Below are 13,323 nucleotides of genomic sequence, written 5' to 3'. Positions count from 1 at the left end.
GGGCGAAGGTTTTTGCTGAGATATCATGCAAATTGAATCGGCATCGAACCCATTCAATTGGCCGCCGATTCATCTGGTCGCCAAATCACAGATTATGGCGTGAGGCTTCTCGGCGATCTAGCTAAAAAAACGATGCTGATTTAGTATCCTTTTTCAAAGTTATTAACGATAATATTGCAGAATTACTATGAGTATAACATTACTTCTCTTGAATTTGAGAAAGCAAACATTTTATACAAATGTATGTTGAAAAAAAGTAATTAAGGGCAGGACATTTTATTACTCTCACTTTGTTAAGAAACAGAAAACACAGGCAAATGAAAGTAATGCAGATTTTTCTATGTTTTTTAACTAATCAAATATACTTTTCCTTCGTCTAGATCGTAATAACCACCTACAGTTTTTAATTTGTTTTCCTGAACTAACTGGGTAATCACTGGAGAAAGATTGATAATTTTTATTTGTTCCATTACATTAGCTTTAACAGCACTTTCTACAGAATATCCATCTCTACCTTTAGCAATTTCTACAGCAGGTTTAATAGCAGAAATTATACTGCCAATTTGACCTGGAACAGGTTTACCATCCATTGTTGCTTTTACTGCCCCACAATTTTCATGCCCTAGTACCATTAACACTTTTGAACCTAATACAAAAGTACCGTATTCTATAATACCCATTTCTTCTGGAGTCACAATATTTCCGGCTTCTTGAACTAGGCGTAGTTCAAAGGTTCGTGCAACCAGGGGCAATTAAAGCTTAAAAGTATTGATTTATATGGGTTAGAGCTATCTTACTTTTTTATGGTCTGAAAGTTATAGCAATGTGCGCTGGCATATTTACAAATTACAGGAACTGTCCAATAGCTAAAAGTCTTATGTGATTCCTATGGAATGCTTGCGCAAACGGGTTTTTATTCCCCTCCTGGGAGGGGTTAGGGGTGGGTTGCCTGTTGCCTGTTGCCTGTTGCATATTGCCTGCGCACAGCGCCATATTTCAAACAATAACGGAAGGGAATCATAAGAGTTTCAGAGCCTTTCTCTGACTCGCTGCAGTATATAATGCCAACCTTCTATTTACGCCGTTTTGGTACAGTATCCCGAAGTAGTAAATGCTATCAAAATCTTACATGGAATTGACATTGACAGAAAGCTTGTGAAGCAATATCAGCAGCCGAAGCAGTTGGAGTTAATTTTCTACCCTTGATATCATCCCGACACAAGCTCTGCGCGGGATTCCCATCCATCGACCGTTACTACCGATCGCCCTTATTTCACTTGATATGGCAGAGATGAATGGTGCAGATTGATTTTCAGATCACCGTTTTCATCACGAACATAACCAAAAGTGTATTCTACCTTGATCTCGCTACCGTCTGTTTTGGTGAAAAAATACTCACCCATTGAGGTAGCTGTATCGCAGTGGGTAATAATTCCTTCATTCTCAAAGCGCACATTGTTATAGGGCGCAAGAGCAAAACCTTTATCTTCGCTGATGCTCCCACTGACAAAATAAGACAAAGCCTCTTTCTCTGTACCTCTGAATGGCTCATTGCTGGCCAGTGTTGGTTTGAACAAAACCGTACCAAGATCATAACCATAAAGCCTATCAAGAGTACTTTGTGCTTCTGCTTCTGGGTTTTCTGCCTTGCCAATGGCGACAATGGCTTCGCCCCAGCTTTGCTGTGCAGCTAGAACATCGTTTTCTGTTACAGGATTTTCGCATGACGCAGATTGTACTGTTGGCGTAGATTGAGGGTTCGTGCAACCAGCCATTGTGGTTACTGCAGATACGATTAAAAGTGCAAAGAAATTTGGTTTCATGGTCATCTTTTTCTTTTATAGGACTAGGAGTTAATAGGTTAACCTATTTCCGCCTACAAGGCTACAAACAGATAATTTTCTTGAGAAAGTTGCTGAAATTGTTCATCATTTCTGGATAATTGGCCAAGGAAATTTAAGGTTTAACGCTCAAAAAGGAGCGCATTTGAGGCGCATAGTTGGGCAGAAAAATCTTGGGACAAAACTTAGCTCCTACCTCCTCACTCATTCCCATTTCTCCTGTCTCCTGTCTCCTGTCTCCTGTCTCCTATCCCTACTAAAAGACTTTTGAGCGCAAACCCTAATTATATTAACGATAATCTTGGCGCTGAATATCTCGCAACCGAGCTTCTGGACGCTTAAACCTATCTAGTTGTGCTTCAAAAAATGCACGATTTGCTTTTAAATGTTCTAGGTCTGGGTCATCTAAAGGATGTAATGTTGCCTGTCTTAATGCTTGAATAACTGCGGAAGTTACACAATACATTGAACGTTGAAAAGTAATTCCTAACTGAATCAACATATCATCTTCACCCCGACAATTTTGTTTGTAATAATCAACTAAAAATGATGGTAAAAAATGCAGCATATCCTGCATTAATAATGTGGGAGGGATACCAGCATTTCCCACTGGAAAAACATCTGCATAAAGAATGCCATAATGAAAGTCTTTTTGATTTTCTGGTACTTGTTTTGCCTGAGCATTATAAGACTTTGTACCACGGAAAGGTGCAGTGCGATAAAAGACAGCTTCTACATAAGGTAAAGCAGCTTCAAATAACCAAGTAAAACCACAAGATTTGGGAATAATTTCATGTAACTCACCCCGAATATAAACATGATGATAAATTGGGCGATTTGCTACAGCAAAAATTCCATTTACAAGAAAATTCATTGCTTCTGGAACGCTGGTTAATTTCCCTTCATTATATAAATCAAACATTTCAAAAAAAACAGCAGCCATTACTTCCCAAAATAAACCAAGATTACTGTAATAAGAAAGTTGTCTGACCTGTTCGATAAACATTTCTGGAAATAGTTTATACAGACCTAACATTACAGGATTTCCTTGAAAATAAGCTTTAATTGCTTTATCCGCTGCTGCCTTATATTCAGGAGTATCTAAATAAGGATCGAATTTACCTCCCATTTCCCGATGCCAAAACATTGCTCGCATACAAGCTTCGGCAAATTCCATATTAATTCTGTCATGCCATAAATGATGTAATAATTTTGATTTTTTGCCACTTTCTCCCTTTTCAATAAATGCTAAAAGTTCTGGATGAGCTGTTGCTTCTCCGCGCCAAACTCTTAAGTCTGCATCATCACCTGCATAGTGATTATGAAGTTCTAAATATTCTTTTGGCAGGAAGTATTTAAAGAAGGGTAAGGGGTTTAAAAATACTCGTTCGGCAATATAAAGTAAGTCGCGCCAATAGAAATCCATTGGTACTGCATAAGCTTTATAAATACCGATAATTTGCATTAGGTTTTCTGGGGTATCTGGTAGCATTGCTCCACCTGCTTCGAGGCGGTGAATAATTTCGGCAAATTCATGTTGGGATGGGGGAAGTTTTATTGTTGTTTGTGTCATAATTTTTGAGGTTTTAGGTGTGAGGTGTTATATCATGTTTGCTTCAATGAAAATCATAAAAATTTGGCACTTTGTAGCACTTTTTAGGTTGGGTTGAGTCCGCGTTAGCGGAGCTTATCCTGAGGATAAATCCAACAACAATAATTGTATTTGTTGGGTTGCGCTAGCGCTTAACCCAACCTACGGTATTATAAATAATTATTCGCACATTAAGTTTTAGTTTATATCTGTTGGGTTTCGCTACTTCGAGACGGGAAATTAATTTCGGCAAATTCATAGGAAAAGTTTTGTTTTTGTTTGTGTCATAATTTTTGATGTTTTAGGTGGTAGGTATTAGGTGTTATATCATGTTTGCTTAAATGGAAATCATAAAAATTTGGCACTTTGTAGCACTTTGTAGATTTGGTTGAAGCTTATTCGGAGGATAAATCCAACAACAATAATTGTATTTGTTGGGTTGCGCTAGCGCTTAACCCAACCTACGGTATTATAAATAATTATTCGCACATTAAGTTTTAGTTTGTATCTGTTGGGTTTCGCTACTTCGAGACGGGAAATTAATTTCGGCAAATTCATGTTGGAAGGGGGGATGTTTTATTGTTATTTGTGTCATAATTTTTGAGGTTTTAGGTGTGAGGTGTTATATCATGTTTGCTTCAATGAAAATCATAAAAATTTGGCACTTTGTAGCACTTTGTAGATTTGGTTGAGTCCGCATTAGTGGAGCTTATTCGGAGGATAAATCCAACAACAATAATTATATTTGTTGGGTTGCGCTAGCGCTTAACCCAACCAACTGCATTATAATTATCCAAACTTGATATTAGTAGGAATTTTGAGAAATATTCTTACACAGTTTTTATATCTGACAAAACAACCTAATTTCTGTACTCCAGGAAATTAACATCTGCTGTATTTATCAAACTAGCTAATTTTTGACTTTTGACTTTTGACTTTTGAATTTCTATAGAAGAATTAGGGACTAAAAAATTGGAAGTTGCTTCACTCCAACGCACTAACCAAGTAGGTTGAATTCCTAAAAAGAAAATCACTACTGCTAATACTAAAGCAGGGGTACGTTCGGACCAAATAACTTTAGGATAATAAGCTGTATCATTATCTAATTTGCCGAAACAAGTACGGTTTAACAAAATCACAAAATAAACAGCAGTTAAACCACTGGCAATAATACACAACAGAGTAGGAATAGGAAACACCGAAAAACTACCTTGAAATACTAGAAACTCAGCAGCAAAACCTACCATTCCTGGAATACCTGCACTTGCCATTCCACCCATAATTAATAAAGCGCTCGTAAAAGGTAAACCACGCACCGGACTCATCAAACCATTCAACACAGATAATTCGCGAGTACCAACTTTGCTTTCTACCACACCTACCAGGTGAAATAGAATCGCTAAAATTAAACCGTGAGCAACCATTTGAGAAATAGCTCCCACTAAACTCAAAGGTGTATTGGCAGCAGCAGCAACAACAATATAACCCATGTGGCCAATTGAACTGTAGGCCACCATCCGTTTGATGTCTTGTTGAGCGATCGCTGCTAATGCTCCATACAAGACGCTAAAAGTACCAATTATCGCCATTCCGGGAGCGACTATTTGCCAGGTTTCGGGAAATAATCCTAACCCAAAACGCAATAGTCCATAAGTGCCTAATTTTGCTAATATGCCACCGAGAAGAATGGTGACGGGGGGAGATGATTCGACGTAAGCATCTGGCAACCAAGTATGTAAAGGTACTAATGGAATTTTAATACCGAATCCTACTAAGAGAATAGTTAGTAAGATAAGTTGGGTTTTTAGGGATAGTCCTTGGGTTGAGATTAGGTCATAATCAAAACTGGGAGAATTGCTTAACCAAGTTATTCCTAAAAATCCTGCTAATATCAGAATTCCGGATACTGCTGTATAGATCAGAAATTTGGTTGCTGCATAACCTCGTTTTTTACTACCCCAAATTGCTATTAATAAATAGATGGGGATTAATTCTAGTTCATAAAAGAGAATGAATAGTAATAGGTTTGCGGAGAGAAAAGCACCTGCTATTCCGGCATTTACTAACAAAATTAAGGAGTAGTATAATCGCGGGCGATCAACATTATTGCCATATCCATAAACTACGATGAATGTTAGTAAGGAATTTAGGGCGAGTAATGGTAAGGATAAACCATCTATACCGAGATTATAGGTTAAACCTAATTGGGGAATCCAGGTAAAATGTTCTTGAAATTGTAACCCTGGATTATTTAGGTTAAATTTAAGGGCAATTTCTACAGTCCAAACTATTAGAGATAGGGCAATTGCTAAGGTGATTTTTCGTAATTTTTCATCGGTAATTTTTCCGGGAAAAAATCCGACTAAAGCTGCCCCTAAAATTGGGATGATAATTAAGACACTGAGCATAATTTTCTGTTATTTTTATGTTAATTAAATTTTAGTCTGTGCGGAAGTTAAAAGTCAAAAGTCAAAAGTAAATCATTTTTTATTTGTAATTGTTTTAGGATTTTGTAACTGGTCAGTTATTTCCGCCATCCTGCACTAGTACAACTAAGGGGTAATTTCAGTTATCAGTTATCAGTTAGTCTCCTCCGGAGGAGCTACGCTAAGTAACTGTTAAATCAGGTTCATTATCTACTTAAATATTTGCCAAATATTAGCCGAGCGCCAGAGTTATTTTTGAGTGTTATCTACAGATGATTTACAGAAATAATTGATTGAGATTTTCCCTCCAATCAACCTATTAATAAATCAGTTCCATCATCAGGCTAAATTCAACATCTCAAAATTTATGTAAGTGGGGTGGGTTCCTGCCTACCCAAAAATATCAGGAACGGGCAAGATGCCCCCAAACACAAAACTATTAAAATCATCCCGCATTTTTGCAACGCTATTTTTGAGTGTCATCTACAGATGATTTACAAAAATAATTGATTGAGATTTTTCCTCAAATCAATCCACTACTAAATTAACTTAGATTCAACATCTCAATATTTTAGTCTGACAAAAACTATAATTTTTGAGTGTAATCTACGGATGATTTCCGGAAATGATTGATTGAGATTTTTCCTAAAATAAAACTACTAAATCAGATTAGATTCAACATCTCAAAATTTGAGTCTAGTACAACCAACGGGTAATTTCTAAGTGTAATCTACAGATTATCCATGGGAATGATTGAGATTTTTCCGTAAATTGACCTGCTGTTAAATCAGCTTTATGGCAGGCTTAAATATTTCAAAAATTCAAGGCAAGCATTACAGTTATTTTTGACTATGATGTACAGATAATTAATCACAATATAACCTTTCTCAAGTCATACCATTTATCCATGAAGTTGCGCTTAATAAAAGATAACAGCTATTAGTAAAATTCAGGTTTTGGTCATAATTATTAAGCGCATTTTTACAGATAAATGGTATTACTAAGGTACAGTTATTTTTCTTCTTTTCTACTCCCTACTCCCTACTCCCTACTCCCTAAAATAAACCAACCACTAACCAACTTAATAATAGAGTCATACCAATCAAAATTGTCAATACATAAAACTGAGACTGACCAGAAACATTATATTTCAAACCTTGACCACCAAACACAGTCGCTAAACCCACAAAATTAACTACACCATCCACAAGATAGCGGTCAACCCAGGAAATAATTCTTGATACTAAACCCACCACAAAAACAATAGTAATTCTATACAGTTTTGCAGTGTAAAAATCGTAGGCAAAAAAGTCTTGTATTGCTGGTAAAGGAAACTTAATTGGTTTCTCCCACCCATCGTTTAGATAAATCAATCCACCAATACCAAAACCAAGCACACTGGATAACAATAATAAACCAGCAACAGTTTTATTAATAGTTGCGATATCCGGTAGTAGTTGCCATTGTGCAAACAATAGAGGAATATGCAACGTAAAACCAGCCAAAATAGTCATCGGCAAAACTAACGCCCATAAACCTTCAGGCGATCGCTCAGTCATTTGCTTCGGTTGACCACAAAAAATTAAACCAAACTCCCGAATAATACTAAAAGCAGTGAACCCATTCACCAACAACAACACACCTACTAACCAAGGTTGACTACTCCACAAATAATCTGTCATTTGCAACAGTGCCCAGAAACTACCCAAAGGAGGCAAACCCACTAAACCAGCAGCACCCACTAAATAAGAAATTCCAGTAATGGGGCGACGAGACCATAAACCACCATATTGAGTCAAGTCTTGACTAACACAGTTTAAAATTACCCCACCCGTACTCATTACCAACAACGCCATCGCACAAGCGTAAGTAAATAAAAGCATTAAAGCAGTTTCGTCTTGACCGGTGCCAACAGCGATAAATACCAAACCCATGTAAGTGCTGACCGAATAAGAAAGTGATCGCTTAATATCGATTTGGGCAATAGCAATTAAAGAAGCACAAACCGCTGTAAACACTCCCACTCCAATCATTACTGTGGAAGCAACAGGGGATAAAGCTAAAACAGGTTGCAGTTTAATCAACACCCACGCTCCGACCGCTACCACCACCGAATTCCGTAAAATAGTACTTGGCACTGGTCCTTCCATTGCTTCATCTAACCACAGATGTAGGGGAAACTGAGCGCATTTACCCAGAGGTCCGGCAATTAAAGTAAGACTTAATAAGGTAGCAGTTGTGGGAGCGATGTTTGCAGTTTTTGCCCACTCAGCTAACTCTGTATAATTCCAAGTTCCTGCTAAAGGTAATAAAGCAACTACTCCCATCAGCAAAAATAAGTCTCCCACCCGTTTTGTCAGGAAGGCGTCTCTTGCTCCTGTCACTACTAATGGTTGACTAAACCACAACCCCACTAATAAATATGTACCTAGAGTGAGAATTTCTAGAATTATGTAACTCCAGAATAGGGAATTACACAAGACTAAGGCACACATTCCAGCTTCAAATAATGCCAGTAAGGAATAAAAACGTGCCCATCCCCAATCCATTTCCATATAGGCGATTGCGTAAATTTGGCTCAGAAGATTGAGACCAGTAATTAATATAGTCGCTCCAATAGTGAGGGTAGATATTTCTAGGGAAATAGTGATATTTAGCCCTGCCACATCTAGCCAAGGTATTGATAATTCTTGAGTTGGTTGATTCCAAGCTACTGATAGAGCGATTAAGCCATGTAAGAAAGCGATGAAGGTCATAATCAGATTGATATAACCTGCTGGTCTTGGCCCGGTACGTTTAATAATTCCGGGAGACCAGGGTATGGCTAGAGCTGCACCGACGATAGCATAGCAAGGTATTAACCAAACTGTTTCTAGAAAGTCATTTGATAGCATTATTTTTATTTTTGCGAGATTTTGATAAATAACTTGCTACTTTAATTTAATTAATAGTTAATTTTATATTAAGTTTGGTACGTATATTAATATTTTTGTTTTACCAATAATTTGAATTGTTTATGTATTGATTATGAGAGCTTAATTTTATATATTAGAGATTATCTATTGTACTATAGCAATATAAGCATTCAGCCGTCAGCCATCAGCTATCGGCTATTACTTTTAGTTCAGATAAAAGCTTTATTAATTGTCTTACTACAAAAGTTGGCTCCCTTATCCTGAAAGTCAGTTGTTAATTTAAACACTATTCCATAAGAGAGAGTCTTGTTGCTGTTAACGCAGTTCCTCCGGAGGAGGCTAGCTGACAGCTAATAGCTGTTTGCGCAGCATTCCGGAGGAAATGCTTACCGAATTATTTAGTTATTAATAATTAATAATTAATAACTAAATAATTCGCGCCTTGAAGCCTCCCCTTTTAAGGGGAAAAAAGCGGTCGTTAGCGTAGCGCACCCGTTGGGTGGGATGGCGAGGTCCCCTCGCCATATCCAATCGACCAAGACAGCGGTCGTTAGCGTAGCGCACCCGTTGGGTGGGATGGCGAGGTATCCTCGCTGTCCGACCATCGACCAAGAGAAGAAATAATATTTCCTTATATTCAATTCCATAGCGGTTAAAACCCGAGGTAATTATCAATTATCCATTATCAATTATCAATTAATGAAATAGCAATCCCAAATCATTTGCGATAATTTTATTACTTTGATTTTTCAATTTAAAAAGTGCTGTAAAATTGTTGTGACTGTACCTCAAAAACCTGAAATACACTGTAAAAAATGGTTAAAGCTACAGTAAATATTGTTTTTCTCAAAATTATCAAACAACATTAAAAGCTTGCAACATTAATGTAATGATGCCTACTATCTACAACCAAGGGAATAACGAGTTGCCACCCCCGTTTTGGAATTAACACCTGTTGCTTGTTGACATAATTTTCTAATTTGCGCTCCATCTAACAAAGCATCTGTAAAGTCTGCATCTGTAATATCAACACCATCAAAAGTCGAGCCTAACATTATTGTTTCCACAAACACCCCATCAGTTAGATCGGCATTAGTAAAATCAACTAAGTCTGCCATAGCATAAGTTAAATTCGCTCCATGTAAATTTGCTTTAGTTAATGTCGAATAACTAAAAATAGCTCCCCGTAAATCGGCATCTGTAAAATTAGTTAGTTGAAGATTCGCATTAGAAAATTCTGCGGACTGCAACACTTGGCCAGAAAAATCTTTTCCGGTAAGTTGGGCATTGCTATAAGAGAGGGGTGGTGGGTAATATTGAGCTTGAGCTAGGGTTGGCCACAAAAACAAATTCAGTGTTAATAAAAAAGTAGCAATTTGATGCAAAATCATAGTAAATGGTTTATTAATTAGACTATCTAACTTAGTTTATCTTAAATTAGGCCACATAATTTTTAATTGCGATTTAGGAGGTTGAAAGAATAAGTATGGCAAGTTTTTTCATCACTTGGTTAATGGCAACCTTATCACTTTTAATTACAGCTTTTGTTGTACCTGGTGTGAGAGTTGATAGTATTCCGGCAGCAGCAGTTGCAGCAATTGTTTTGGGGTTAGTAAATGCGTTTGTGAAACCAGTTTTAACAATTTTAACTTTGCCTCTGACAATTTTAACTTTAGGGTTGTTTTTATTAGTAGTAAATGGAATTTCTCTTTCATTGGCAGGATATTTTACTCCTGGTTTAGAAGTTGATGGTTTTTGGCCTGCAGTTTTGGGGGCAATTGTGTTATCTTTTGTTTCTAGTTTTATTGGCGGATTTGTTAATAAACAGGAAGAATCTCAAGATATTTAATCAGTAATCAGAAGGAAGAAGGAAGAAGGAAGAAGGAAGGAACAAGAAGGAAGGAGGAAGAAGGAAAAATATTACGTTGTCGGAGTTTTAGAGCTTCTCAATCTTTCCGTTCCTTTTCCTTCTACTGTTATATGTCTAAATATATCTACAGCAAAAAACGAATGGGTGTTTGACTTAATTCGTAAAAAAAAGCTGAAAGCTGATTGCTGATTGCTGAATGCTTACCTATTCCCTATTCCCTACTATATTTTTTTTATCTTTCCATTTACTCCAAATAAATCCTACTATTAGAGGCAACCATAACCAGTATCTTTCCATTGGATTTAAAACCCAACTATTATCTCCTAAAGTTTGTCTGTATGGCAAAACAAAATAAATAAATCCTGATAAACTCACCCATCTTATCCCTAAATTTCTAGTTGCTACAGCAAAAGGAATAAACCAAGTAAAATACCAAGCATGAACAATAGGAGATAAAGTTAATAATAAGAAAAAATACCATTCAGTAAAATCAACAAATCTACGACAATTCCAGATTAAAATTCCTACTCCTAAGCAAAGAGGAATTCCATAAATCCAGTTAAATTTTGTAGATTGTTCCGAAACAAAACTAACTAAATAAGGAATTAATTCAGCACTACGACCATTAACAACAAAATTTGAACTTGTAGGAATGAGCGAACATTTTCCAGGTTGACAAAAATTTAGAGCTGCAACACACATTGGTAATAAACCAATTAATAATAAAAAACCTGCTTGCTGCACTTTATGGAGAAGGTAACTAAATGTTTTGTCGTCTAATTTAAACCTCGAAAACCTACTAGTTTTATGTACTTCATCAAGTTGCAAATTATGATAAAAATTATGCTCCTGTTTATCTGATTTTTCGGCGCTATGAAGCATATTAATTTTGATTCTTTTCTGTTCCCTATTCCCTGTTACCTGTTCCCTAAAACATAATATTTTCTGCCAAACAACAAAAGATAAAATTGGTAAAGAAACCCATTTTATTGCCACACTTATACCAATTAAAAAAGCACTCCAATACCAACGATAATTATGATAATTATCTTGTTCTTTTGGGTTAAATACCCCGTCGTCTACAGTTTGAGTCCCCATCCAGTTTTTCCAACTTCGGTCTTTCCTTCTTCCTTCTTCCTCCTTGCTTCTTCCTTCTTCAACAGAAGTTTGAGTCCCCATCCAGTTTTTCCAACTTCGGTCTTTCCTTCTTCCTTCTTCCTCCTTGCTTCTTCCTTCTTCAACAGAAGTTTGAGTCCCCATCCAGTTTTTCCAACTTTGGTCTTTCCTTCTTCCTTCTTCCTCCTTGCTTCTTCCTTCTTCAACAGGAGTTTGAGTTCCCATCCACTTTTTCCAACTTCGGTCTTTCCTTGTTTCTTCTTCCTCCTTCCCTCTTCCTTCTTCAACAAAAACTAACCATGCTCCCACTAATGGTAAGAGAAACCAACTATCATAATGACCACCTCCAGCAAAGGAATAAATAATCAAAGGATTCCAAGCATAAATCAAAGTTTTTTGCAGGCTAAATTTTCTAATTAATAACCAACAAATACCTAAATCTGCCAAGATAAAAGCAAACTTAAAGACAAATACTGACGGACTAATTAGTGCTAAAAATCGAAACCCTAATTGAATCAAAGGTGGGTAAATAGCAGAAGTATCAGGATGATTCATTAATGACCACCACTCTGTTCTATAGGGAATTAATTCTAAAGCATTTGGCGCTAAATCATAAGGACTAAAACCCAAATTTTGAATGTAACCTTCCCACAAATAACGCCAAATATCATCCCCTGGTTCCATGAGAATTAATATTAGTCTAGTCAGAATAGTTATACTCCAAAACCAAGCTAAATTAATTGACGGTATTGCCCAAGAAATTATAAAACCTAAACTCATTATGCTGATACCAATCCAAAATTTTATGACAATACCAGCTTCCTGAAAACTACCGTAGGGAACTATGAAAATTGTACCTACTAATATCAAAAATGAACTTAGTAATAAAGGCAGATTTTTCTTAGTATAACTTACAGAAAATAGAGTCATAATATCATGTCCGGTTGAATACTTATAAATAACGACGGAGGAGTCAGGAGTCAGGAGTCAGGAGTCAGTAGGAAAAAAGAAGGAACAGAAGAAGAAAGTTTCTGATCACGCTATTAAGCGGACATGATATAAAATAGCCTCAAGTATATATAATCTACAATTCGGCACTTCAAAGTGTAGTATTAAAAATCAAGACTCAGAATTGCTGAATTCATGAGTCAGGAGAAAATAATAGTGGTGATAATTGATTGGATTTTTGATTATTGGAGAGTTCTATTTATGTACTTAAATATAGGGATTATGTACTTAAATATAGGGAGATAGGAATATGGGGAATCTGGGGGCAAATTTCAACTTTTTCTACTGTTTTATCATTTTCTTTGTGGGTTTAATACCCCACCGTCTACACGGTGTTCAAAATTACTTGGGGGAGCGAATCCCCATGTAATTTTCCTCCTGTCTCCTGTCTCCTGTCTCCTGTCTCCTGTCTCCTGCTTCAATTCTCCCCCGCTCCCCCGCTCCCCCCCCCCCCCCCCCCCCCACCCCCCCCCCCCCCCCTCCCGAGAGCACACGTCTCAACCCCCGTCCCCCGGAGGAAGCCCCCCCCGGTTCCCGCCTCCGGCTGGAAAAAAAA

At 37.0% G+C, this 13,323-nt stretch carries 10 protein-coding genes; 1 reads left to right on the top strand and 9 read right to left on the bottom strand.

What is annotated here, in order from left to right:
- Nucleotides 1-347: 347 nt before the first annotated feature.
- From F6K06_RS32030 to F6K06_RS32000, 7 genes are all read right to left on the bottom strand, one after another.
- The gene (locus tag F6K06_RS32030; RefSeq protein ID WP_124144307.1) at nt 348-752 is read right to left on the bottom strand and encodes a carbonic anhydrase; all 405 of its coding nucleotides are present in this window, start codon (nt 750-752) and stop codon (nt 348-350) included.
- A 516-nt stretch (nt 753-1,268) separates the two neighbouring features.
- Entirely contained in the window at nt 1,269-1,829 is a 561-nt protein-coding gene (locus tag F6K06_RS32025; RefSeq protein WP_240038876.1) for a hypothetical protein, read from the bottom strand.
- Between the two features lie 301 nt (nt 1,830-2,130).
- Nucleotides 2,131-3,414 (bottom strand): CO2 hydration protein, encoded by a 1,284-nt coding sequence (locus F6K06_RS32020; RefSeq protein ID WP_124144308.1) that lies wholly within the window; start codon nt 3,412-3,414, stop codon nt 2,131-2,133.
- Nucleotides 3,415-4,292: 878 nt separating this feature from the next.
- Nucleotides 4,293-5,840 (bottom strand): NADH-quinone oxidoreductase subunit M, encoded by a 1,548-nt coding sequence (locus tag F6K06_RS32015; protein WP_124144309.1) that lies wholly within the window; start codon nt 5,838-5,840, stop codon nt 4,293-4,295.
- Nucleotides 5,841-6,913: 1,073 nt separating this feature from the next.
- The gene (locus F6K06_RS32010) at nt 6,914-8,752 is read right to left on the bottom strand and encodes an NAD(P)H-quinone oxidoreductase subunit F (protein ID WP_287243823.1); all 1,839 of its coding nucleotides are present in this window, start codon (nt 8,750-8,752) and stop codon (nt 6,914-6,916) included.
- A 447-nt stretch (nt 8,753-9,199) separates the two neighbouring features.
- Complete coding sequence (locus tag F6K06_RS32005; RefSeq protein WP_287243821.1) at nt 9,200-9,448, bottom strand: hypothetical protein; 249 nt, start codon at nt 9,446-9,448, stop codon at nt 9,200-9,202.
- A 224-nt stretch (nt 9,449-9,672) separates the two neighbouring features.
- Complete coding sequence (locus F6K06_RS32000; RefSeq protein WP_287243819.1) at nt 9,673-10,164, bottom strand: pentapeptide repeat-containing protein; 492 nt, start codon at nt 10,162-10,164, stop codon at nt 9,673-9,675.
- A 95-nt stretch (nt 10,165-10,259) separates the two neighbouring features.
- Between F6K06_RS32000 and F6K06_RS31995 the strand changes: the two genes are divergently transcribed.
- Nucleotides 10,260-10,622, top strand: a complete 363-nt coding sequence (locus tag F6K06_RS31995; protein ID WP_124155434.1) for a phage holin family protein — start codon at nt 10,260-10,262, stop codon at nt 10,620-10,622.
- Between the two features lie 225 nt (nt 10,623-10,847).
- Here F6K06_RS31995 and F6K06_RS31990 read toward each other — a convergent pair whose 3' ends face one another.
- Nucleotides 10,848-12,689 carry a hypothetical protein gene (locus tag F6K06_RS31990; protein ID WP_287243817.1) on the bottom strand — a complete coding sequence of 614 codons (1,842 nt, stop codon included), beginning with the start codon at nt 12,687-12,689 and terminating at the stop codon, nt 10,848-10,850.
- Between the two features lie 371 nt (nt 12,690-13,060).
- Nucleotides 13,061-13,189: a hypothetical protein gene (locus F6K06_RS31985; RefSeq protein ID WP_287243815.1), complete on the bottom strand. Its 129-nt coding sequence runs from the start codon at nt 13,187-13,189 to the stop codon at nt 13,061-13,063.
- Nucleotides 13,190-13,323: the final 134 nt, after the last annotated feature.

The sequence above is a fragment of the Okeania sp. SIO1H4 genome, from assembly GCF_010672695.1.
Classification (GTDB): Bacteria; Cyanobacteriota; Cyanobacteriia; order Cyanobacteriales; family Microcoleaceae; genus Okeania; species Okeania hirsuta.
Note: the sequence above shows the minus strand (reverse complement) of the source record. Positions and strands in the feature narration are given on the sequence as shown.